The organism is Streptomyces sp. NBC_00306, from assembly GCF_036169555.1.
Lineage (GTDB): Bacteria > Actinomycetota > Actinomycetes > Streptomycetales > Streptomycetaceae > Streptomyces > Streptomyces achmelvichensis.
In genome coordinates this window covers 4,037,300-4,060,823 of the sequence record NZ_CP108032.1, presented here as the reverse complement: position 1 = coordinate 4,060,823, position 23,524 = coordinate 4,037,300, and the positions used below count along the sequence as shown (strand labels likewise).

The 23,524-nt window shown below is 67.4% G+C and carries 18 protein-coding genes and 1 pseudogene; 9 read left to right on the top strand and 10 right to left on the bottom strand.

All coding sequences use genetic code 11. The features are described from left to right. Positions 1–44: 44 nt before the first annotated feature. Both murJ and OHA05_RS18075 read right to left on the bottom strand, forming a co-directional pair. On the bottom strand, positions 45–2,198 hold the full coding sequence (gene murJ / locus OHA05_RS18080) for a murein biosynthesis integral membrane protein MurJ (protein ID WP_313945323.1): 2,154 nt from the start codon (positions 2,196–2,198) through the stop codon (positions 45–47). A 45-nt stretch (positions 2,199–2,243) separates the two neighbouring features. Continuing rightward, positions 2,244–4,637 carry a DUF6049 family protein gene (locus tag OHA05_RS18075; RefSeq protein WP_328861154.1) on the bottom strand — a complete coding sequence of 798 codons (2,394 nt, stop codon included), beginning with the start codon at positions 4,635–4,637 and terminating at the stop codon, positions 2,244–2,246. A 249-nt stretch (positions 4,638–4,886) separates the two neighbouring features. Here OHA05_RS18075 and OHA05_RS18070 point away from each other — a divergent pair, with 249 nt between their 5' ends. Further along, positions 4,887–6,329 (top strand): CCA tRNA nucleotidyltransferase, encoded by a 1,443-nt coding sequence (locus OHA05_RS18070; protein WP_328861153.1) that lies wholly within the window; start codon positions 4,887–4,889, stop codon positions 6,327–6,329. A 107-nt stretch (positions 6,330–6,436) separates the two neighbouring features. On the opposite strand, the gene OHA05_RS18065 is transcribed toward OHA05_RS18070, so the two are convergent. The 3 genes from OHA05_RS18065 to OHA05_RS18055 all read right to left on the bottom strand — a co-directional run bounded on the left by OHA05_RS18065 (position 6,437) and on the right by OHA05_RS18055 (position 9,664). Next, positions 6,437–7,729, bottom strand: a complete 1,293-nt coding sequence (locus OHA05_RS18065) for an MFS transporter (RefSeq protein WP_328861152.1) — start codon at positions 7,727–7,729, stop codon at positions 6,437–6,439. Positions 7,730–7,805: 76 nt separating this feature from the next. Next, a complete protein-coding gene (locus OHA05_RS18060) occupies positions 7,806–8,888 on the bottom strand; it encodes an inositol-3-phosphate synthase (RefSeq protein ID WP_313945327.1) in 1,083 nt (360 codons plus the stop codon). Positions 8,889–8,947: 59 nt separating this feature from the next. Then, a complete protein-coding gene (locus tag OHA05_RS18055) occupies positions 8,948–9,664 on the bottom strand; it encodes a PadR family transcriptional regulator (RefSeq protein WP_313945328.1) in 717 nt (238 codons plus the stop codon). Positions 9,665–10,024: 360 nt separating this feature from the next. Here OHA05_RS18055 and OHA05_RS18050 point away from each other — a divergent pair, with 360 nt between their 5' ends. Together OHA05_RS18050 and OHA05_RS18045 are read left to right on the top strand one after the other, a co-directional pair. After that, positions 10,025–12,736, top strand: coding sequence for a transglycosylase domain-containing protein (locus OHA05_RS18050; RefSeq protein WP_328861151.1), 2,712 nt, complete (start codon positions 10,025–10,027; stop codon positions 12,734–12,736). 112 nt (positions 12,737–12,848) lie between these two features. Then, positions 12,849–14,354: a glycosyltransferase family 87 protein gene (locus tag OHA05_RS18045; protein WP_328861150.1), complete on the top strand. Its 1,506-nt coding sequence runs from the start codon at positions 12,849–12,851 to the stop codon at positions 14,352–14,354. A gap of 63 nt (positions 14,355–14,417) precedes the next feature. Here OHA05_RS18045 and OHA05_RS18040 read toward each other — a convergent pair whose 3' ends face one another. The 3 genes from OHA05_RS18040 to OHA05_RS18030 all read right to left on the bottom strand — a co-directional run bounded on the left by OHA05_RS18040 (position 14,418) and on the right by OHA05_RS18030 (position 17,211). Then, on the bottom strand, positions 14,418–15,449 hold the full coding sequence (locus OHA05_RS18040; RefSeq protein WP_313945332.1) for an alanine racemase: 1,032 nt from the start codon (positions 15,447–15,449) through the stop codon (positions 14,418–14,420). Between the two features lie 85 nt (positions 15,450–15,534). Further along, positions 15,535–16,653: a lipid II:glycine glycyltransferase FemX gene (locus OHA05_RS18035; RefSeq protein ID WP_313945333.1), complete on the bottom strand. Its 1,119-nt coding sequence runs from the start codon at positions 16,651–16,653 to the stop codon at positions 15,535–15,537. A 234-nt stretch (positions 16,654–16,887) separates the two neighbouring features. Next, positions 16,888–17,211 (bottom strand): hypothetical protein, encoded by a 324-nt coding sequence (locus tag OHA05_RS18030; protein WP_313945334.1) that lies wholly within the window; start codon positions 17,209–17,211, stop codon positions 16,888–16,890. A 259-nt stretch (positions 17,212–17,470) separates the two neighbouring features. On the opposite strand from OHA05_RS18030, the gene rpsF reads away from it, so the two are divergent. The 4 genes from rpsF to rplI all read left to right on the top strand — a co-directional run bounded on the left by rpsF (position 17,471) and on the right by rplI (position 19,188). Beyond that, a complete protein-coding gene (rpsF, locus tag OHA05_RS18025) occupies positions 17,471–17,761 on the top strand; it encodes a 30S ribosomal protein S6 (RefSeq protein ID WP_159689873.1) in 291 nt (96 codons plus the stop codon). Between the two features lie 73 nt (positions 17,762–17,834). After that, positions 17,835–18,434: a single-stranded DNA-binding protein gene (locus OHA05_RS18020; protein ID WP_313945335.1), complete on the top strand. Its 600-nt coding sequence runs from the start codon at positions 17,835–17,837 to the stop codon at positions 18,432–18,434. 53 nt (positions 18,435–18,487) lie between these two features. After that, positions 18,488–18,724 carry a 30S ribosomal protein S18 gene (rpsR, locus tag OHA05_RS18015; RefSeq protein ID WP_003956534.1) on the top strand — a complete coding sequence of 79 codons (237 nt, stop codon included), beginning with the start codon at positions 18,488–18,490 and terminating at the stop codon, positions 18,722–18,724. A gap of 17 nt (positions 18,725–18,741) precedes the next feature. Continuing rightward, positions 18,742–19,188, top strand: a complete 447-nt coding sequence (gene rplI / locus OHA05_RS18010; protein ID WP_313945336.1) for a 50S ribosomal protein L9 — start codon at positions 18,742–18,744, stop codon at positions 19,186–19,188. Positions 19,189–19,290: 102 nt separating this feature from the next. Here rplI and OHA05_RS18005 read toward each other — a convergent pair whose 3' ends face one another. Further along, a complete protein-coding gene (locus OHA05_RS18005; RefSeq protein ID WP_328861149.1) occupies positions 19,291–20,628 on the bottom strand; it encodes an MATE family efflux transporter in 1,338 nt (445 codons plus the stop codon). 442 nt (positions 20,629–21,070) lie between these two features. Between OHA05_RS18005 and dnaB the strand changes: the two genes are divergently transcribed. Both dnaB and OHA05_RS17995 read left to right on the top strand, forming a co-directional pair. Beyond that, positions 21,071–22,537 (top strand): replicative DNA helicase, encoded by a 1,467-nt coding sequence (gene dnaB / locus OHA05_RS18000; RefSeq protein ID WP_313948944.1) that lies wholly within the window; start codon positions 21,071–21,073, stop codon positions 22,535–22,537. Positions 22,538–22,640: 103 nt separating this feature from the next. Then, a complete protein-coding gene (locus tag OHA05_RS17995; RefSeq protein WP_328861148.1) occupies positions 22,641–23,273 on the top strand; it encodes a DUF2461 family protein in 633 nt (210 codons plus the stop codon). 58 nt (positions 23,274–23,331) lie between these two features. On the opposite strand, the pseudogene OHA05_RS17990 reads toward OHA05_RS17995, so the two are convergent. Beyond that, a pseudogene (locus OHA05_RS17990) lies at positions 23,332–23,509 on the bottom strand (IMP dehydrogenase); the annotation flags it as partial. Between the last annotated feature and the right edge of the window lie 15 nt (positions 23,510–23,524).

Sequence of the window (23,524 nt, the reverse complement as noted above, 5' to 3'; positions counted from 1 at the left end):
CGACACGCGGCGACTGACGATGGTTGTGCGAGCCCGCCGTCCGACTAGCGGCCGAGGCGTCCGCGCACCATGCCGACCATGGAATTGAGCTCCTCGATGCGCATGCGCTTCGCGGCCAGGAAGAAGACGCCCAGCAGCACCACACCGCCGGCCACCAGCGCGATCAGAGAGCCTCCCGCGCTGATGCCCAGGAGCTGGATGATCCCGTAGGCGGTAAGGCCCGCTGCGGCCGCGGCAGGCACGGACGCCATGCAGAGACGGGCATAGGTACGCATGACGCGGGTACCGTCCAGATCGCCGCCGAGCCGCTTCTTGAGCCGCCGCCAGGCGATGCCCACACCGACCATGTACGCGAGGCCGTAGGAGGCGGCCATGCCGACGACCGCCCAGCGGGCGGGGAGAACCACGAAGGCGATTCCGGAGGCGGCGGCATTGACGAGGGCGACGATGACCGTGTTGTAGAACGGGGTCCTGGTGTCCTCGTAGGCGTAGAAGCCGCGGAGCACGACGTACTGCACCGAGTACGGGATGAGGCCCAGACCGAACGCCATCAGCGTGTAGCCGATGCCGAGAGCACCCTCCGAGCCGGATCCGGCGTAGAGCAGCGTTGCCATCGGTACGCCCAGGGCGACGAAGGCGAAGGCGCAGGGAACGATCGCGACGGCAGAGGTGCGCAGGCCGTACGAGATGTCGTCGCGCACCGCGGCGGGGTCGCCGTCGTGGGCGGAACGGGAGATGCGGGGCAGGACCGCCGTCATCACGGACACGGTGATGATGGCCTGCGGCATCTGCCAGAGCAGCAGCGCGTAGTTGTAGGCGGTGATACCGGTGCCGGTGTAGTTGTCCTCTTCGGCGATCGAGCCGGCCCAGGTGGCCAGCTGGGTGACCACGATCATGCCCAGCTGGTTGGCGAGGACGAAGAAGAAGGTCCACTTGGCGAGCCCCACGGCCTTGCCCAGCCCGTGGCCGCGCCAGTCGAACCGCAGCCGCATCTTGAAGCCCGCGTCCCGCAGATACGGGATCATCGCGAGTGCTTGGACGGTGAGCCCGAGGAGGGTGCCGAGGCCCAGCAGGCGGACACCTTCGGGAGTGATGGTGGAACCGCTGACACCGGACTCCGTGAAGCTGCCGAACGCCCAGATGAAGGCGCCGAAGGTCACGATGATGACGATGTTGTTCAGGACCGGGGTCCACATCATCGCGCCGAAGCGGCCGCGGGCGTTCAGGATCTGGCCCAGCACCACATGCAGACCCATGAAGAACATGGTCGGCAGGCAGTAGCGGGCGAAGGTGACCGTGACCTCCATCCGCTGGGGGTCGGAGGCGATCTCCGCCGACATCATCCGGACCAGCAGCGGGGCCGCCAGGACACAGACGGCCGTGACGCCCGCCAGCAGGACGACCACGAGCGTGAGGAGGCGGTTGGCGTACGCCTCGCCCCCGTCGTCGTCGTTCTTCATGGCCCGGACGAGCTGGGGGATGAACACGGCGTTGAGGGCGCCGCCGCCGACCAGGACGTAGATCATCGTCGGCAGGACGTTGGCGACCTGGTAGGAGTCGTTCAGGGTGCCGACGCCGATCGCCGCGGCCATCACCAGGGTCCGCAGAAAGCCCGTGAGCCGCGAGACGATCGTGCCCGCGGCCATCACGGCGCTGGACTTCAGCAAGCTGCTGGCCCTGCCGCCGGACTTCGCGGGTGCGGGCGCTGTCGGCAGCGGTTCAGGGGCCGGAGCCGTCTGCCCGGAGCTCTCCTGGTCACGGAAGAGGTGCGCGAACGCGTCGTTCTCCTGCTCCTCCTCGCCTGCGTGGGTCACCAGGTCGTCGACACCCGTGTACTGGGTCGTCCTGGCGTCGTCGCCGTAGGGCAGAAGACGGGACGCCCCGCCGGGCTCGGGCGGCGGGGTCTGCGCCCAGACTCGGGGGTCGGGAGCGTGCTGCGGCGACTGCGGCTGCTGGTAGAGCGGCGGCGGCTCCTGGTAGGTGCCGGGAGGCGGCGGGGGGTGGGAGGCACGGTCGTACAGCGCCTCGGACACGGGGTCCTGGGCGGACAGATCCTGCTCCCGGTAGGGGTCGCGGTCGTACGCCTCCTGGACGTACGGATCCTGCGCATAGGGGTCGGGCGCGGGTGGCGGCGGGACCTGGCCTGCCGGGTCCACGCCCGCGCCCTGACCGCGGTCACCGTCGTACGGCGCGTTCATTGCTACCCCACCTCATCGTCCCCGGCCGACCGGCCACGACATCGCTCAACGGTCCACTTTCTCACCCGTACTCGACGGGTTGTCGCTTTCCCGTCCGGTGTCCGGCGTCGGGTCACTCGCCTGCCCGGGATCCGGGTCGGCGATGTCACCCTCGGGCCCCGTGGGCTCATCCGGTGCGTCACCCCCGTCCGGCGTGGGCTCCGCGCTCGCGGAACCGTCGTCGCCGCCGTCCTTGCCGTCGGAGCCTTCGCCGTCCGCAGCGATCGGCTCCCGGGAGGCCGACCGCTTGCGCTGGCTGTACATGCGGACCCCGGCGAGGACCAGCAGCAGAACACCGCCGGCGATGACGAGCATCACGGTGGGGGTGATCTCGGAGACCTTCACCGTGAACTGCATCTTCTCGCCGTACGGCTTGCCGTCCTCGGTGTAGAGCTGTGCCGTCATCTTCACCGGGCCGTTCGCATTGGCCGCGGCGTCGAACTTCACCGACTGGCTGTGCCCGCCCTCGACCTTGATCGGCCGCTCCGCGATGGCGTTGTCGTCGTCGAGGCTCAGGCGGGTGGCGTTGTCCGAGCTGAGCCGCAGGACCAGGCCGTCGATGCCCTGGACCAGCCTGTTCTGCACGGTGACGGGAATGGTCGCACTCCGCCCCGACAGCGTGACCTGCGACTTCTCGATCAGCTTCACCTGCTCGGTGAGCACCTGGAGGTTGCTCCGCACGCTGTCGCGATAGAGCTGCGCGTCCTCAGGGAGCCCTCTCCAGGAGGTGGACATCTCCCGGTCGATGGACCTGCCGAACGGCGCCGCCACGCGGTCTTCCAGCGTCAGGATGACCGTGAAGTTGTCGAGCCCGCTCTGAGTGGTGCGGATGTCCTCGAACGCCCGGACCGGCAACTCCTGCTCCCGGAGCCGTCCGGGGTACCGCGACGTGGCGGGCACCTTCGTCGTGGCGTCGGCATCCGGCTTGACGCCCGCCGCAGCGACCAGGTCCAGCGGCTGGGTCCAGCGCTGACCGTCGAGTGCCGCGATCGCGCGCGCCATGGACTGCGCCTGGGAGGCGCTGGGCCTGCGCTGCGGGGCGACGACAATGCTTCGTTGGTTGTCCGGGTCCTGGCGGGTCACGGCCAGCGTCTGAGCGAGGAACTTCTGGACCGCGAGCGTGGAACTGCCGGAGTCCAGCATGTTGCCTTCGAAGGCCTTGGAGAGCCGTGCGTCGGCCACCACGGCCGTCGTACCGCCACCGATGGGCCGTGCCGCCGTGGGCGTGTACGCCAGATCGTCGCGCAGGCTGTCGCTGCGGGCGATGACCTTGTGGGCGCCGGCCGAGGTGGCGACATCCACGATCGACGAATCGATTGCTCCGTCGACGGGCCAGGCGAAGTCGACGGACGGCTTCACATGGACGATCGTCTCGACGGTCTTCTCCGCGACCACGGTGGCCGGCTGCAGGTGACTGAGGGAGCCCGAGACGTTCTTGCCGCGGTGGGCCAGCGAAGCGAGGTCGGGATCCGCGAACGGCAGCGCGATGACCTTGCGCCCCTGGACGGCCGCCTCCACCGCGTTCAGCCACTGCTTGGCGACGGCCTGGTTCTTGCCGGCGACCGTGGTCGTACCGCTCTTGACCCGGTAGTTCCTGGTCATCGCATCGACGGTGGCCAGAAGATCCGGGTCGATGACCCAGGTGACGGGCAGTTCACTGCCGAGGCTGACGAGCTGTCCGAGCCGTCCATCAGGTGCCAGCTCCTTGGCCAGATCCTCGTCCTCGAAGACCGGCGTCTGCTGCTCGTCCGAGCCCGTCTCCGACGTGAGGTGGGTCGACGAGATCAGCGGCCAGAGATAGGTGAACTGCGTCTTCTTCTCGGTGGCCTCCGGCTGCCAGGGCAGGAAGGTCCGCTCGATACCCCGCACCTGATCGAAGGGCTCGTCGGGTGTCCGGCCCTCGAGTGCCACGCCGAGCTGATAGACGCCGTCCTCGTCGAGGTTCAGTTCACTGACGGGGACTGTGAGCGAGAACTCCCGGCTGATGCCGGAGACGAGCTTGGGAAGCTTTGCCGCGAACTTGGCATCGACTCGGGAGCCGTCGGCGCCGTCGATGAAGCCGGTCCGCTCGGAGGCACGGTCGATGGCATTCCTGCCTTCGAGCTGCGGCCCGATCCGCACGCCGATCTCGGCGTCCGTGACGGTCTGCTTGCCCTCATTGGTGACCGTGCCGGAGATGGTGATCTTGTCGTTCGGTCCTGGGGCGGTCGGTGTCATCGTGTCGATGGACACATCCACCATGTTCGAGCCTGTCGCGTCCTCGTCGGCGTGCGCCGAAGGTGCGGCCGGCCCGATGAGGAGCCCGGCCACGAGCGGAACGCCGGCGATCATGGAGGCTGTGCGCCGCAACCACCGGCGGGCAGGAGAAGTCATCCCCTGGAAGTCTGCCGCCTCCGTCACGCGCTCGTCCGTCCCTCGTCGTCTGATGCCGTCGGTCGTTGTCACTCAGTGCGTCCACGCATGGTAACGAGGTCCGCTGTGCCGAAGTGCCGCGGAGTGCCTCACAAGATCGCAAGGAACTGTGGGGACTCCGTGGAGTCCGGTGAGAAGTCGATCATCGGTCCACGGCCGGGTAGCGCCACGGCGACCGTGCGAGCGGCCCATAAACAGGGGCACCGGGCCCGGCGGGGGCACGTACCCTCTTCTGTTGTGCCGAACGCCAATGAAGACAACCCCAACGCCCTGAGCCAGGTGCAACGCCGTGCGGTGACGGAACTACTCCGTGTAGCGCCCGTCGCCGATGACCTCGCCCGTCGCTTCCAGGAAGCCGGGTTCAGCCTCGCCCTTGTCGGCGGCTCGGTCCGGGACGCGTTGCTCGGCCGGCTCGGCAATGATCTGGACTTCACCACGGACGCCCGCCCCGAGGATGTCCTGAAGATCATTCGCCCCTGGGCCGATTCCGTATGGGACGTGGGTATCGCCTTCGGCACGGTCGGGTCCCAGAAGGACGGCTACCAGATCGAGGTCACGACCTACCGCTCCGAGGCGTACGACAGGACCTCCCGCAAGCCTGAGGTGTCCTACGGCGATTCCATCGAGGACGACCTGGTCCGTCGTGACTTCACGGTGAACGCGATGGCCGTGGCGCTGCCGGAGAAGGAGTTCATCGATCCGCACCACGGCCTGGAGGATCTGGCCGCACGCGTGCTGCGGACGCCGGGAACGCCGCAGGAGTCCTTCTCCGACGACCCGCTGCGCATGATGCGGGCCGCCCGCTTCGCCGCGCAGCTGGACTTCGAGGTGGCCCCCGAGGTCGTCACGGCGATGAAGGGCATGGCCGAGCGCATCGACATCGTCTCCGCCGAGCGGGTGAGGGAGGAGCTGAACAAGCTCCTTCTCTCCGCCCACCCCCGCAAGGGGCTGGCCCTGCTCGTCGATTCCGGCCTGGCTGAGCGGGTGCTGCCCGAGCTGCCCGCGCTGCGGCTGGAGAGCGATGAGCACCACCGGCACAAGGACGTCTACGAGCACTCCCTGACGGTTCTGGAACAGGCCATCGATCTGGAGGAGGACGGCCCGGATCTGATCCTGCGGCTGGCCGCTTTGCTGCATGACATCGGGAAGCCCCGGACGAGGCGCTTCGAGAAGGACGGCGGGGTCTCGTTCCATCACCACGAGGTGGTCGGGGCGAAGATGACCAAGAAGCGGATGACCGCGCTGAAGTACTCCAACGAGATGGTGAGGGACGTCTCGCGCCTGGTGGAGCTGCATCTGCGGTTCCATGGTTACGGAGCCGGCGAGTGGACCGACTCGGCCGTGCGTCGCTACGTCCGGGATGCGGGACCGCTGCTCAGCCGGCTCCACAAGCTGACCCGCTCCGACTGCACCACCCGCAACAAGCGCAAGGCTGCCGCGCTGTCCCGGGCCTACGACGGGCTCGAAGAGCGGATCGAGCAGCTGAAGGAGCAGGAGGAGCTGGACGCCATCAGGCCCGACCTGAACGGCAACCAGATCCAGGAGGTCCTGAGGGTCGGCCCCGGTCCGGTGATCGGCAAGGCGTACGCGTTCCTGCTGGAGCTTCGGCTGGAGAACGGCCCGATGGAGGAAGACGCCGCCGTGGCAGCCCTGAAGGAATGGTGGGCGACGCAGGACTGAGCCTCCTGACGCGAGCTCGACCGTGAAGCGGCTCGATGTTTCACGTGAAACATCGAGCCGGGCAGTGCACTGAGGGGCGATGTTTCACGTGAAACATTGCCCCTTTGTTATGGCCGCAGGGGATCGGATCCCTGCGGTGTCGCATCCGCCCGGCTCCACCGGACCATCGCCGCGGCGATGGCTGCGTAGATGAGGGACACGAGAAGCACCAGATGGATCGATCGACCGTCGGGCGGCAACATCAGCGCCGCGACGGCGGCAGCGCCCACGAACGCCACATTGAACAGAACGTCGTAGAGCGAGAAGATACGGCCGCGATAGGCATCGTCCACCGATGTCTGGATCACGGTATCCGTCGTGATCTTTGCGCCTTGAGTGATGAGTCCCAGGACGAACGCCGCGACCAGTATCGGCACGGGGGCGAATGGCAGCCCCAGGGCGGGCTCCAGGACGGCGGCGGTCCCGGCGCAGGCCACGAGCCAGCCGTAGGTTCCGAGTCTTTCGACGGCCCATGGAGTCACCACGGCCGCCGCGAAGAAGCCGGCACCCGAGACGGCGATGGCGATGCCGAGCAGAGCGAGACCGTCCTTCTCGTCCTGGTACCAGGCGTACCGGCACAGCATCAGAACCATGACGGTCAGCGCCCCGTAGCTGAACCGCATCAAGGTCATGGCGATCAGTACCCGCACCGCGGGCTTGCGGCTCGCCAGGTGCCGTACGCCGCTCGCCAGGCCGCGTGCCGTGGAGGCGATCGCGGAGAGCAGTCGACGCTGCTGCAACTCCTGGTCCGGACCGAGCAGTTGGCGGCCCATGCGGAGTGAGGCGAGAGCAGAGCACAGATAGAGCGCGGCGCCGAGCAGGACCACCACGGCGTCGGAGTTGTCGGACAGCAGCCGTACGGCGAAGGCCAGGCCTCCGCCGGCTGTCGCCGCGAGCGTACCGGCGGTGGGTGAGAGGGAGTTGGCCATGACGAGCCGGTCCGCATCGACGACCCGGGGCAGGGCGGCGGAGAGGCCGGCCAGGACGAAGCGGTTGACCGCGGTGACCGACAGGGCAGAGGCGTAGAACAGCCAGTCGGGCACGGAGGTGAGGATCAGCAGCGCGGTGCAGGAGGCGAGCAGCGCCCGCAGCAGATTTCCGTAGAGGAAGACCTGCCGACGCTGCCAGCGGTCCAGCAGGACTCCGGCGAACGGGCCGATCAGGGAGTACGGGAGCAGCAGGACAGCCATGGCGGAAGCGATGGCGGCCGGGGAGGTCTGCTTCTCGGGGGAGAAGACGACGTACGTGGCAAGCGCGACCTGGTAGACGCCATCGGCTGCCTGGGATAGCAGCCGGACCGTGAGCAGTCGGCGAAAGTCGGTCAGGCGCAGGAGTACGCGCAGATCACGTACGACGGGCATGTGATCAAGCCTCACATACGCCGAGGGTCCCCGGGCGGATAACCCGGGGACCCTCGGCGGACCATCGGTTGAACGCTTAGCGCTCGACCTCGCCCTTGATGAACTTCTCGACGTTGGCGTAGGCCTCGTCGTCGAAGTACTGCACCGGCGGGGACTTCATGAAGTACGAGGACGCGGAGAGGATCGGGCCACCGATACCCCGGTCCTTGGCGATCTTCGCGGCGCGCAGGGCGTCGATGATGACACCCGCGGAGTTCGGGGAGTCCCAGACCTCGAGCTTGTACTCCAGGTTCAGCGGGACGTCACCGAAGGCACGGCCCTCGAGGCGGACGTACGCCCACTTGCGGTCGTCCAGCCAGGCCACGTAGTCCGACGGACCGATGTGGACGTTCTTCTCGCCCAGCTCGCGGTCGGGGATCTGCGAGGTGACGGCCTGCGTCTTCGAGATCTTCTTGGACTCGAGGCGGTCGCGCTCCAGCATGTTCTTGAAGTCCATGTTGCCGCCGACGTTGAGCTGCATGGTGCGCTCAAGACGGACACCGCGGTCCTCGAACAGCTTCGCCATCACGCGGTGCGTGATGGTGGCACCCACCTGGGACTTGATGTCATCACCGACGATCGGGACGCCCGCCTCGGTGAACTTGTCCGCCCACTCCTTGGTGCCGGCGATGAAGACCGGGAGAGCGTTGACGAAGGCGACCTTGGCGTCGATGGCGCACTGCGCGTAGAACTTCGCAGCGTCCTCGGAACCGACGGGCAGGTAGCAGATCAGGACGTCGACCTGCTTGTCCTTGAGGGTCTGGACGATGTCGACCGGCGCCTCGGACGACTCCTCAATGGTCTGGCGGTAGTACAGGCCCAGGCCGTCGAGGGTGTGGCCGCGCTGCACGGTGACGCCGGTGTTCGGCACGTCGCAGATCTTGATGGTGTTGTTCTCGCTGGCGCCGATGGCGTCCGCCAGGTCGAGGCCGACCTTCTTGGCGTCCACGTCGAAGGCGGCCACGAACTCCACGTCACCGACGTGGTAATCGCCGAACTGCACGTGCATCAGACCCGGCACCTTGCCGGCCGGGTCGGCGTCCTTGTAGTACTCGACGCCCTGCACCAGCGAGGCGGCGCAGTTGCCCACGCCGACGATGGCTACGCGAACCGAACCCATTCCGGTTGCTCCCTGTGTGATCTCGGTATTCCGGATGAAACCCTGCGGACCGCGGGGTCTCACTTGGTGGTGTCGTCGGACGGATCCGGCGGGGTGGAGGGCCCGGGGGAGGATCCCCCGGACGACTCGGCACTCCCGTACCGGGGCAGGCCGCCCGTCGCTCCAGATGTTCTGTCCTGCTGAGCTGCGCTCTCGGAGGAGGGCTGTTGCCGGCCCCGCCCCGCTCGCTCGCTCTCGATGAGCTCGTTCAGCCAGCGCACTTCGCGCTCCACGGACTCCATGCCGTGCCGCTGAAGCTCAAGGGTGTAGTCGTCGAGGCGCTCCCGTGTGCGGGCGAGGGAGGCGCGCATCTTCTCCAGGCGCTCCTCCAGCCTGCTGCGACGGCCTTCCAGCACCCGCATCCGCACCTCGCGCTCCGTCTGCCCGAAGAAGGCGAAGCGAGCAGCGAAGTGCTCGTCCTCCCAGGTGTCCGGGCCGGTGTGCGAGAGCAGCTCCTCGAAATGCTCCTTACCTTCTGCCGTCAACCGGTAGACGATCTTGGCGCGGCGCCCTGCGAGTGACGCGGCGAGAGCATCCTCGGGAGCACTTCCCGGTTCCTCGATCAACCAGCCGTTGGCGACCAGCGTCTTGAGGCAGGGGTAGAGGGTTCCGTAGCTGAAGGCGCGGAAGATCCCCAGCGACGTATTGAGCCGTTTGCGCAGCTCATAGCCATGCATCGGGGCTTCACGGAGCAGACCGAGGACGGCGAACTCGAGGATGCCGGAGCGCCTGCTCACCGACTACCTCCTTTGCCATCCCGGTCGCTTATGTCGTGCTGATGTATCGACTCGATACATCAGCACGATAGGCCCGTGTGCCTCCTGCGACAAGGGGGGTCATCGTGAACGGCGTCACATCATCAATTCACAGCAGGCAACTTGCCTGATTTGGGGTGAACTTCATTGCTAGGTGGGTTTTGACCGTGCGTAGTCTGTGCGGCATGCAGACCACCGGGAACCATGAGACGCCTGTGTGCGTCCTCGCCGTGGATGCGCAGCGGATGAGCTCTTTCGGGAGCTGGTCCGTATCCATTTCGGGGGGACCGGAACTCAACTGCCGCTTCCAGGCGTCTCGCCTGCCCGAGGAGTAGTCGTTCGATGAGCGAGCACCGTCGCAAACCGCCGCAGCCGCAAGGTGGCGGGCGTGCGGCTGCCAGGCGCGCCGCCCAGCAGCCCACTGGCCGCCGCGCAGCCCCCCGGGGCACCGGCTCGGAATCTCCCTCCGCTTCGTACGGTGAGGAGCGGACTTATGGTGGCCGGGCCGAGGCCCGCCGCGCCGCACAGCGTGGTGGCAGCCGCCGGCGCGTCGACGAGGCCGCGGGCGCCGGGCACGGCGGCCGCGGCGCAGGTCGCCGCGGAGGCGGCGGGGGCGGGGGCCATGACGGACCCGGCCGGGGCGGTGGAGGCCCCGGCAAGAAGCGTCTGATCGACTATCCGCGCCACAACAAGTACGGATGGCGACGCTGGGTTCCTTCGTGGAAGCTCGTCACCGGGTTGTGCATCGGCTTCCTCGGCAGTCTCATGGCGGCAGCCACCATCGCCTACGCGATGGTGGAGGTCCCCGACCCGAGCAAGACCGCCGAGGCGCAGAACAACGTCTACTACTGGGCCGACGGCAAACAGATGGCCGCCACCGGTGGGGAGATCAACCGTCAGATCGTCGGGATCGGGGAGATCCCGCAGGCCATGCAGAACGCGGTGATCTCGGCGGAGAACAAGACGTTCAAGACCGACTCGGGCATCGACCCCATGGGTATCGGCCGGGCTGTGGTCAACATGGCCAAGGGCGGCCAGACCCAGGGTGGCTCGACCATCACCCAGCAGTACGTGAAGAACGCGCGGCTCGGCGACCAGTCGCAGACTCTGAGCCGTAAGGCCAAGGAGCTGTTCATCTCCATCCGTGTCGGTACCGACATGGACAAGTCGGAGATCATGGCCGGCTATTTGAACACCTCGTACTACGGGCGTGGTGCTTATGGCATCCAGGCCGCGGCCCGTACGTACTACGGGAAGAACGCCAAGGCCCTGGACCCCAGCGAGTGCGCTTTCCTCGCCTCGCTGCTCAAGGGTGCGACGTACTTCGATCCGGCCGGTTCCGTGGACATCGATCCGGCAGCGACGCCGAAGGCCAATCTGGCCCGCGCGACGGAACGCTGGCAATGGATCATGAACGAGATGGTCAAGGACGGGCATCTGAGTGCTGCCGAGCGGGCGAAGTACCCCTCGTTCCCGATGCCCCAGTCCGTCTCGAAGGGGGCGAAGCTCGGTGGGCAGGTCGGCTATCTGGTCGATCTCGCCAAGTCGAACTTCCTCAACAACAACGAAGACATCGACGCGAACGACCTCGCGCGTGGTGGCTACGAGATCCACACCACCTTCGACAAGAAGAAGATCGATCAGCTCGAGAAGGCGGTGAAGAAGGTCCGCGAGGCCAACATCAAGCCCGACAAGCGGCCGGAAACGGACACCCACGTCCAGTTCGGCGGTGCCTCGGTCGACCCGCGGACCGGTGCAATCGTCGCCATCTACGGCGGTGAGGACGCGACCAAGCACTTCACCAACAACGCCAACGAGACCGGTGCCCAGGTCGGATCGACCTTCAAGCCGTTCGTCCTGGCAGCCGCCATGCGTGACGGTGTGCGCGACCCTCAGGGCGGCGCGGACCAGGGCAGTGACGAGCGGACGATCGTCGACCCGGACAAGAGCGTCTACAACGGCCAGAACAAGCTCAAGATCAAGGAATACGACGGCTCGGTGTGGCAGAACGAGGAGGGGAAGGAGTGGCTGCAGACGAACGACGGCGATGAGTCGTACAAGAACATCACGCTGCGTGAAGCCATGATCCACTCCGCCAACTCGCCGTTCGTGCAGCTCGGCATGGACGTCGGTATCCCGGTGGTCCGCCAGGCGGCCATCGACTCCGGTCTTCTCGAGAGCTCGCTCAACAAGTCGGACGTTCCCTCGTTCTCGATCGGTATCTCCTCCCCCAGCGCCATCCGTATGGCCGGCGCCTACGCAACCTTCGCGGCCGAGGGCGAGCAGCGTGCCCCGTACTCCGTCAAGGAGGTGAAGCGGGAGGGCAAGACGATCTACCAGCACAAGGACGACCCCGTCGGGAAGTTCACTCCGGCCGTCGCCAACAACGTGACCGATGTGCTCAAGGACGTCGTCGAGGACGACGAGGGCACCGGCAAGAACGCGCGCCTGCCGGGACGTGAGGTCGCCGGCAAGACCGGTACGACCGACGGCAACAAGTCCGCCTGGTTCGTGGGCTACACCCCGCAGCTGTCGACCGCGATCGACATGTACCGCCTCGACGACAACGAGAAGAACGCCAAGCGCGGCTTCCTCGAGATGTTCGGAACGGGTGGCCAGAAGAAGATCCACGGTGCGTCGTTCCCGTCGGAGATCTGGCAGGCGTACATGAAGGAAGCCCTCAAGGGCCAGAAGGTCATGAAGTTCCCCGAGCCGGAGCCGCTCGGACAGGCCGTCTGGGGTGGCGGAGCCGTCAGCCCGTCTCCCACTCCGTCCGAGACGCCGAGCGAGACGCCGTCCGAGACGCCGTCCGAGACGCCGTCCGAGACCCCGACCGAGAGTCCTGACCCGTCCGAGTCCTGCAACCCGTGGGAGGACATCACCTGCGGTACGCAGGGTGGTGCCACCGGCGGCCAACCCGGCGGTTCGGACAACGGCGGAGGCGACAACGAAGGGTCGGACGGCGGCCCGACAAGCAGTTCGTCGCCACCGGCGGGCAACGGGGGCAACAACGGCAACAACAACGGAGGCCTCTTCGGGGGCCCAGGGGGCTAGCGCCCCCGCCGTAGCTCCGTGACCACAGGGCCGTCGCAGCCAGGACGCACAGCGTGCGTAACGATGCGGCGGCCCTGCGGCGTATCCGTTCCCGTACGGCAGGATGTGCACCATGCCCAGCGCAGAAGAGACGAGCGTGTACGAGGACAGGCCGGATGTACGGCCCACCCGGCGGGATTCCGTCGCCGTGTCCGGCAGCGAGCTGATCGGTGGTCCGGCCGGCCGCTGGGCCCTGCGCGTCCGCAGCGGCTATCTGACGCCTGTACGGGTCGTGGCACTGGTGGCCATCGGCATGTTTGCGCTGGGCATGGTGCAGAAGATGCCCTGTTACAACTGGGCCTGGTTCCGGGGCACCAGCTCGCAGTACACGCACGCCTGCTATTCCGACATTCCGCATCTCTTCCTGGGGCGCGGCTTCTCGGAGGGGCTCATCCCGTACTTCGACCGGCTGCCCGGTGACATGGAGTACCTGGAGTATCCGGTGCTGACCGGTCTGTTCATGCAGGTGGCGTCCTGGCTGAATCTGGCCGACGGCTCGCTTCAGCAGCAGGAGCAGGCCTACTGGATGATCAACGCAGGCATGCTCATGATCTGCACGGCGGTCATCGCTGTCTGTGTGGCCCGCACACACCGCCGCCGGCCGTGGGACGCGCTCCTGCTGGCCCTGGCGCCCGCGTTCGCCCTCACCGCGACCATCAACTGGGATCTGCTGGCGGTTGCACTGACGGCCGCAGCGATGCTGATGTGGTCCCGCGGCCGGACGCTGGCCTTCGGCATCCTCATCGGGCTGGCGACCGCTGCCAAGCTCTATCCCGTACTTCTGCTGGGCCCCTTGCTCCTGCTGTGCTGGCGGGCCGGCAAGTGGCGAGAGTTCGCCACCGCGGCGCTGGGCGCGGCGGGCGCGTGGTTCGTCGTCAATCTGCCGGTGATGGCGCTGGCGCCCGAGGGCTGGAAGAAGTTCTACACATTCAGCCAGGAACGGCAGATCGACTTCGGCTCGTTCTGGCTGATCATCACCCAGCGCACCGGCGAGGGCATCGACGTCGAGAAGGTGAACACCTACGCGACGCTGCTCATGCTCCTGGCCTGCGCGGGGATCGCGGCGCTCGCGCTCGGAGCGCCCCGGCGGCCGCGTCTCGCCCAGCTCGCCTTCCTGGTCGTCGCCGCGTTCATCCTCACCAACAAGGTCTACTCGCCGCAGTACGTCCTGTGGCTGATCCCGCTCGCGGTGCTGGCACGGCCGCGCTGGCGCGACTTCCTGATCTGGCAGGCCTGCGAGGTCATGTATTTCCTCGGGATCTGGATGTACCTCGCCTACACGACCAGCACCAAGCATCAGGGGCTGCCGCCCGAGGGGTACCAGGTGGCGATCGCCCTGCATCTGCTGGGGACGCTCTATCTGTGTGCCGTGGTGGTGCGGGACATCCTGATGCCGGAGCGGGACGGCGTACGGCAGGACGGCTCGGACGACCCGTCGGGCGGTGTGCTCGACGGGGCGGAGGACGTCTTCGTCGTAGGGCATGCGGCGCGCCCTGCGCGGCATGCGGCGCACGCGGTGGAGGGACTGAAGGTGGAATGGGGAACGGGGCCGCGAAGGGCCGGCGGAGCCCAGTCGTAGGGCCGGAACCCGTCATGGGGCGCCCGGTGGGTCACCGACCCCCGGGCGGCCCTCAGAACCGGCTCAGCGGTCCACCAGGCGGTCGAACTGGGTCGTGGTGTGGCGAAGATGCGCCACCAGCTCGTCGCCGACCCGCGGCTCGTCCGCGTCCGACGGGACGAACAGGATCGAGACCTGCATGTGCGGGGGCTCGGCGAACCAGCGCTGCTTGCCCGCCCAGACGAATGGAGAAAGGTTCCGGTTGACGGTCGCCAGGCCGGCCCGGGCAACGCCCTTGGCACGGGGCATCACACCGTGCAGGGCCTTCGGAGCCTCCAGGCCGACGCCGTGCGAGGTGCCGCCGGCGACGACGACGAGCCAGCCGTCGGACGCGGCCTTCTGCTGCCGGTAGCCGAACCGGTCGCCCTTGGCCACGCGGGTCACGTCGAGGACGGCACCGCGGTACTCGGTCGCGTCGTGGTCGCCGAGCCACAGCCGCGTGCCGATACGGGCGCGGAAGCGGGTCTGCGGGAACTGCTGCTGGAGCCGGGCCTGCTCCTCGGACCGCAGATGGCTGACGAACATGGTGTGCAGCGGCAGACGGGCCGCACGCAGCCGGTCCATCCAGCCGATGACCTCCTCGACCGCGTCGGATCCGTCGGTGCGGTCCAGCGGGAGATGGAGGGCGAAGCCCTCCAGCCGTACGTCCTCGATGGCGGAGTGGAGCTGTCCCAGGTCCTGCTCGGAGACGCCGTGGCGCTTCATGGAGCTCATGCACTCGATGACGACGCGGGCGCCGACGAGGGCGTGCACACCGTCGACCGAGGAGACGGAGCGGATCACGCGGTCGGGCAGCGGAACCGGCTCCTCACCCCGGCGGAAAGGTGTGAGGACGAGGAGATCGCCGCTGAACCAGTCCTTGATCCGGGCCGCCTCGTACGTCGTCCCGACGGCCAGCATGTCGGAGCCGAAGCGGGAGGCCTCCTCCGAGAGCCGCTCGTGACCGAAGCCGTAGCCGTTCCCCTTGCAGACGGGTACGAGACCGGGGAACTGGTCGATCACGGTCTTCTGGTGCGCCCGCCAGCGCGCGGTGTCGACGTAGAGGGAGAGCGCCATGGCCGGCCCGGAACCTTTCTGGTGTGTGCGGTGTATCAGAGGTATGTACGGGATCTACGAGGTTACGGGGTCGGCCGCGGACACGTCAGCGGCGCGACATGTACATGTCCAGCGCCTTGTGCAGCAGCTTGTTGAGGGGGAAGTCCCACTCGCCGACGTACTCCACGGCTTCGCCGCCGGTGCCGACCTTGAACTGGATCAGACCGAAGAGGTGGTCGGTCTCGTCCAGCGAGTCGCTGATGCCGCGCAGGTCGTAGACCGTCGCACCCATGGCGTACGCGTCGCGCAGCATCCGCCACTGCATCGCGTTCGAGGGCCGGACCTCGCGCCCGATGTTGTCGGAGGCGCCGTAGGAGTACCAGACGTGCCCGCCGACGACCAGCATCGTCGCCGCCGACAGGTTCACACCGTTGTGCCGCGCGAAGTACAGCCGCATGCGGTTGGGGTCCTCGGAGTTGAGCACCTTCCACATGCGCTGGAAGTACGAGAGCGGGCGGGGCCTGAAGTGGTCGCGCACGGCCGTGATCTCGTACAGCCGCTGCCATTCCTCGAGGTCGTCGTAGCCGCCCTGGACGACCTCCACGCCGGCCTTCTCGGCCTTCTTGATGTTGCGGCGCCAGAGCTGGTTGAAGCCCTTGAGGACGTCGTCGAGGGACCGGTTCGCGAGGGGTACCTGGTAGACGTACCGAGGCTGGACGTCACCGAAGCCGGCACCGCCGTCCTCGCCCTGCTGCCAGCCCATCTTCCGGAGCCGGTCGGCGACTTCGAAGGCACGCGGCTCGATGTGGGAGGCCTCGACGTCGCGCAGACGCTTCACATCCGGGTCCTGGATACCCGACTTGATCGCAGGAGCGTCCCAGCGCCGGATGACGACCGGCGGACCCATCTTCACGGAGAAGGCGCCCTGCTGCTTGAGATGGGCGAGCATCGGCTGAAGCCAGTCGTCCAGGTTCGGGGCGTACCAGTTGATGACCGGGCCCTCGGGCAGATAGGCGAGGTAGCGCTTGATCTTGGGCAGCTGGCGGTACAACACCAGGCCGACACCGACCAGTTCACCGCTCTTGTCGAACCAGCCCAGGTTCTCCGAGCGCCATTCGGTCTTCACATCAGCCCACGCCGGGACCTGGCAATGACTGGCCGACGGCAGTGTCTGGATATACGCCAGATGCTGCTCTCGGCTGATGGTCCTCAGGGTCAGGCTCATGCGGGGCGCTCCTCGGCAGGTGTGTCCCCATGGGTCAGGGGCTCCGGCTCTCGCGCCGAAGCCTACTGCGCTGGGGGAGCGCCCCGAATGGCTGCGGGGAACAGCGTCCTGTGACGTAAGCCCTGCCCTGCCCTGGCTGCCCTGCCCGAGCGGGCAAGTCGATCAATGGGGGCCGACTGCTCCGGACGGGCCAGGGCCTGCCGAGTAGGGCGGGGGTCGCCGCTCGGATCGTGCTCAGCCGATGACCCCGCCGAAGAGCCCGCCGTGGGCCATGCCGAGGAAGAAGCCGACACCCGATGCGCCGAGGCCGACGATCAGAGCGAAGCGCTCGCGGGTCGTCGCCGAGATGAACTGCCCGTACGCACCTGTGAGCAGGCCGATGAGGCCGGCCCAGGAACTGATCAGATGGAGGTTGTGGAACATCGCCGTGACGAAGGCGAGGACGCCGAGCACCAGCGTCACCGCGACCAGGGTGTCCTGGAGGGGGTGGGGCTTGCCGTCCGTGGCGAAGAGGGAAACAGCGGACTCACTGGACTGACGTCGCATTGCCTGTGCCATGAGGCACCTCCTGGCGTTGCCGGAAGGCGGCGCATCGTAGCGCCGCGCACACCCGATGTGTACAGATTGCGTCCCCTGGCCACCGGATTTCAACCGGAAGCACGTCTGCAGGTACTCTGTACGGTCTGCACCGGTGTCTGCCCTGCCCACAGCCGATCGTCCGCGATTGTCAGTGGTGGCGGATACCGTTGCTTACGCATCACGACCCTCCTGCCACGGAACGACCGTGGCCGCTGAGTCCAAAGGAGGTGGGTTCTACATGCGTCACTACGAAATGATGGTCATCCTCGACCCCGATCTCGAGGAGCGCGCTGTCTCCCCGCTGATCGAGAACTTCCTCTCCGTCGTCCGTGAGGGCAACGGAAAGGTGGAGAAGGTCGACACCTGGGGCCGTCGTCGTCTCGCTTACGAGATCAAGAAGAAGCCCGAGGGCATCTACTCGGTCATCGACCTGCAGGCCGAGCCTGCGGTCGTCAAGGAGCTCGACCGCCAGATGAACCTGAACGAGTCGGTCCTCCGGACCAAGGTCCTCCGTCCCGAGACCCACTGAGCGCCTAGCTCAGAGTCATCGGGTTCGAGTAGCAGCAAGCAGCCAGAAGCAATCCCCGCCGAGAGGTTCACCCATGGCAGGCGAGACCGTCATCACGGTCGTCGGCAATCTCGTCGACGACCCCGAGCTGCGCTTCACCCCGTCCGGTGCGGCGGTCGCGAAGTTCCGCGTCGCGTCCACTCCCCGCACCTTCGACCGTCAGACCAATGAGTGGAAGGACGGCGAGAGCCTCTTCCTCACCTGCTCGGTCTGGCGTCAGGCGGCGGAGAACGTCGCAGAGTCGCTCACGCGCGGCATGCGCGTCGTCGTGCAGGGCCGGCTCAAGCAGCGGTCCTACGACGACCGCGAGGGCGTCAAGCGCACGGTCTACGAGCTGGACGTCGAGGAAGTCGGCCCCAGCCTGAAGAACGCCACGGCCAAGGTCACCAAGACCACCGGTCGCGGTGGCCAGGGCGGCTACGGCGGCGGTCAGCAGCAGGGTGGCGGCGGCAACTGGGGCGGCGGCTCCAGCGGTGGCCAGCAGGGTGGCGGCGGCGGTGCTCCCGCCGACGACCCCTGGGCCACCAGTGCGCCGGCCGGCGGCCAGCAGCAGGGTGGCGGTGGAGGCGGCAGCTGGGGCGGAAGCTCCGGCGGCTCTTCCGGCGGCGGCTACTCGGACGAGCCCCCCTTCTAGGGATTCCCCAGGGGAGCTTGTACCCCCACTTCTTGATCACACAGGAGATACACATGGCGAAGCCGCCTGTGCGCAAGCCGAAGAAGAAGGTCTGCGCATTCTGCAAGGACAAGACCGTGTACGTGGACTACAAGGACACGAACATGCTGCGGAAGTTCATTTCCGACCGCGGCAAGATCCGTGCCCGCCGCGTCACCGGCAACTGCACGCAGCACCAGCGTGACGTCGCCACGGCAGTCAAGAACAGCCGTGAGATGGCACTGCTGCCCTACACGTCCACCGCGCGCTAAGGAAGGGTGACCGAATCATGAAGATCATCCTTACCCACGAGGTCTCCGGCCTCGGTACCGCCGGCGACGTCGTCGACGTCAAGGACGGCTACGCTCGCAACTACCTGGTCCCGCGTGGTTTCGCGATCCGCTGGACCAAGGGTGGCGAGAAGGACGTGGCGCAGATCCGCCGCGCCCGCAAGATCCACGAGATCGCGACCATCGAGCAGGCCAACGAGATCAAGGCCCGCCTCGAAGGCGTGAAGGTGCGTCTGGCAGTTCGCTCCGGCGACGCCGGCCGTCTCTTCGGCTCGGTCACCCCGGCGGACGTCGCTGCGGCGATCAAGTCCGCCGGTGGCCCGGACGTGGACAAGCGTCGCGTCGAGCTCGGTACGCCGATCAAGACCCTGGGCTCGCACCAGGTGTCCGTGCGTCTGCACCCCGAGGTTGCCGCGAAGCTCGGCATCGAGGTCGTTGCCGCGTAACGCTGCACTCAGCAGTACGGCAGAGGGCCGCACCGTCAGGTGCGGCCCTCTCGCCGTTTCACGTGAAACAGCGCGTTTCACGTGAAACATCCGCTGGGTTCTTCAGCGGCTTGCACCTGTGACGATCCAGAGGCCCGACCGCGTGCGGTGCCAGAGCGTCAGCATCCGTACGCCCATCATCAGCGTCATGGCCCACCACAGAGCCGTCAGCCCGCCGCCGAGAGAGGGAACGAGCAGGGCCACGGGGGCGAAGACGGCCAAGGTCACCAGCATCGCCCCGGCGAGATAGCGGCCGTCACCCGCTCCCATCAGTACGCCGTCCAGCACGAAGACCACGCCGGCAATGGGCTGGGAGAGGGCGACCACCAGCAGGACGGGCAGCAGGGTGTCGTGCACGACCGGATCATCCGTGAACAGCGGGAGGAAGAGCGGGCGGGTGGCGACGATCAGAAGCCCCAGCACCACGCCCGAGGCGATGCCCCACTGCACCATGCGGCGGCATACCTGACGTGCGCCGTCGGCATCACCGGCGCCGAGGTACCGGCCGATGATCGCCTGGCCCGCGATGGCGATCGCGTCCAGGGCGAAGGCCATCAAACTCCACAGCGAGAGCACGATCTGGTGGGCGGCGATCTCCGCGTCGCCGAGGCGGGCCGCGACCGCTGTCGCAATCAGGAGGACAGCGCGCAGAGAGAGCGTACGGACCAGAAGAGGCGCACCGGCCTGAGCGCTGGCTCGAATGCCTGCGGCGTCGGGTCGGAGCGAGGCACCGTGCTTCCGTGCCCCCCGGACGACCACGATCACATAGGCCACGGCCATGCCGCACTGGGCGATGACGGTGCCCCAAGCTGATCCGGCGATGCCGAAACCGGCGCCGTAGACCAGGCCGACGTTGAGGACTGCATTGGCGGCGAAGCCGCCGATCGCCACATACAGCGGAGTGCGGGTGTCCTGGAGACCCCGCAGAACGCCGGTCGCGGCCAGCACGATCAGCATGGCGGGGATGCCGAGGCTGGATATGCGCAGATACGTGATGGCGTACGGAGCGGCGGTGTCGGAGGCTCCGAAGATGTCGATGAGCCAAGGGGCGGTCGGCAGAGTGACGGCGACGACCGCAACGCCGAGGAGGAGCGCCAGCCAGATTCCGTCCATTCCCTGGCGGATGGCGGAGGCCAGATCACCCGCGCCGACGCGGCGTGCGACGGCCGCCGTGGTGGCGTACGCGAGGAAGACGAAGACGCTCACGGCGGTCATCAGGAGAGCCGCCGCGACGCCGAGCCCGGCAAGTTGCGGGGTGCCGAGATGGCCGACGATGGCACTGTCGACGATGACGAAGAGCGGCTCGGCGACGAGTGCACCGAAGGCGGGAACGGCGAGCGAGACGATCTCTCGGTCGTGACGTCGCCGGACCGTCTTCGGATCCTTGAGGGCCTGAGTCATGGGGTCAATGTAATCTTCCACAGGTAAGAGATGCAATTGCCTAGAGGTCCTTACCTGCTCCTCCTGTGGAGGCGCGGGCGTGCGCCGTTTGTTCTGATCTTGGCCCAGTCGGGAAAGTTTTTCTCCCCCACAGCCGGTGGACGGAAAAAGCCCAGCTCAGAGCTAGTGCGGCGAGGTGGGTCCGACTTTGTCCACAGTGCTGTCCCCCGGTCCGTGCACAGGTTCTGTGGGGTTCTCCACAGCATCTCGTCGGTCATCCACACGGCCTGTGGATAACCAGATTGGCTGACGGTGCCGCCGGGCCTACCGTGGACCGTCGCCCGACGCGCCGGAAGCGGAGCCGGGCCACTCGTTTTGTCAGTGCCGTGCCGTAGAAAGAGGTGCACGGCTAGGTCCGCGGAGCGGACGGGAGGAGGTGGCCCGGGTGAGCATTTCCGAGCCCTTGGACGACCCGTGGGCGGCGGACAGCGGCCCTGGCGATCGTCTGCCCGTTTCCCGTCAGCGCCGTAACGACCACCGTGGTGGCCGTGATGATCAGCACGAGCGCGGCAGGGACAGCGGGGGGTGGGACGGAAGCTCTCCCGGGTTCGAGCGGGTGCCGCCTCAGGACCTGGATGCCGAGCAGTCGGTGCTCGGCGGCATGCTCCTGTCCAAGGACGCGATCGCCGATGTCGTGGAGATCATCAAGGGCCACGACTTCTACCGGCCCGCCCACGAGACCGTCTACACGGCGATCCTCGATCTCTACGCCAAGGGCGAGCCCGCCGACCCGATCACCGTGGCGGCCGAACTGGTCAAGCGCGGCGAGATCACCCGGGTCGGGGGAGCTCCCTATCTCCACACGCTCGTCCAGTCGGTGCCGACCGCGGCGAATGCTTCGTACTACGCGGAGATCGTCCACGAGCGGGCGGTGCTGCGACGGCTCGTGGAGGCCGGCACCAAGATCACACAGATGGGATACGCGGCCGACGGCGACGTCGACGAGATCGTCAACTCCGCCCAAGCCGAGATCTACGCCGTCACCGAGCAGCGGACCAGCGAGGACTATCTCCCGCTCGGCGAGATCATGGAGGGCGCTCTCGACGAGATCGAGGCGATCGGGTCACGCAGCGGTGAGATGACCGGTGTGCCCACCGGCTTCACGGACTTCGACTCCCTGACGAACGGTCTGCACCCGGGCCAGATGATCGTCATCGCGGCCCGGCCCGCGATGGGTAAGTCCACGCTGGCGCTGGACTTCGCCCGGGCGTGCTCCATCAAGAACAATCTGCCGAGCGTGATCTTCTCTCTCGAAATGGGACGGAACGAGATCGCGATGCGCCTGCTGTCCGCCGAGGCGCGGGTGGCGCTGCACCACATGCGGTCCGGCACGATGACCGACGAGGACTGGACCCGGCTGGCCCGCCGGATGCCCGATGTCTCCCAGGCGCCGCTCTACATCGACGACTCCCCGAACCTCTCCATGATGGAGATCCGGGCGAAGTGCCGCCGGCTCAAGCAGCGCAACGACCTGAAGCTGGTCGTCATCGACTATCTCCAGCTGATGCAGTCCGGTGGCTCCAAGCGTGCCGAGAGCCGCCAGCAGGAGGTCTCGGACATGTCCCGAAACCTCAAGCTGCTGGCCAAGGAGCTGGAGTTGCCGGTGATCGCGCTCTCGCAGCTGAACCGTGGGCCCGAGCAGCGGACGGACAAGAAGCCGATGGTGTCCGACCTTCGTGAGTCGGGCTCCATCGAGCAGGATGCGGACATGGTGATCCTGTTGCACCGTGAGGATGCGTACGAGAAGGAGTCACCCCGAGCGGGTGAGGCGGACCTGATCGTCGCCAAGCACCGTAACGGCCCCACGGCCACGATCACCGTGGCGTTCCAGGGGCACTACTCCCGCTTCGTGGACATGGCGCAGACCTAGGTCGTGCCTGCAAGTTTCGGCTGCACAACCCCACTGTCCGGGCCACGCCTCACTGCCCGTCTCACTCTCCGCGCGCGGCTCATGGGTGGGCTATTCTCCGCGCATGCGCGGACAGTTCACCGGCTGGCCGGAGCAGGCCATGGACGTGTTGTGGCAGCTCCAGGGCGAACCGACCCATGCGACCCGCGAGCGCTGCCGCGCGGACCGCGAACGCCTGGTCCGGCAGCCGATGATCGCCCTTCTCAACGAGGTCGCGGACACCGACCCCCGGTACGAGGACTTCTCCGTCTGGCACTACCGCACCGACTCCTGGTGGTGGCAGCACCAGAGCGCGGTGATCCGGCTCGGCCGCAAGATCGAGATCGGTCTCCGGTTCTCCCTGGACGGCCTGCGGATCCAGGGTGCCTGGTGGTACCCCGACCCCGGCCAGGTGGACATGTTCCGCAAAGCCGTGGACTCCGAGGGGAGCGGCCGCGAACTGTCCGCCATCGTCGAGGACGTGCGGAAGAAGGGCTACGACATCTCCGGGGACGTGATGAAACGCCCTCCGCGCGGCTATCCGACAGACCATCCCCGTACGAACCTGCTGCGCCACCGTTCTCTGATCGCCGCGCGTCCCCTCGGCTGCGAGGAGTGGCTGCACACCCCCGAGGCGGTCGACCGGGTCCTCTCGGCCGCCGCCGACCTGGACGCCCTGCTGATGTGGCTGGTCCGCCACGTGAAGCGCGCTGCCTGACATCGCGAGGGCGCCGCGCGGCATAGGAGGAACCGCGCCCGTGCCGCCGGCCCCTCGCTCAGAAGGTGATGCGCACCTTCCGCGCCGACCGGTCGTCCATCGCCCGATAGCCGTCCGGCACCTCGGCCAGGGGGGACGGCACGGTCGAAGACGGCCCCCGCATCGAGGGCCCCGGAGAGCGCATCCGGCAGGAGTTCGGGAATGTCATCGCGGACAGGGGCGATACCCCCGCGAAGCTCCCGGACGGGCGC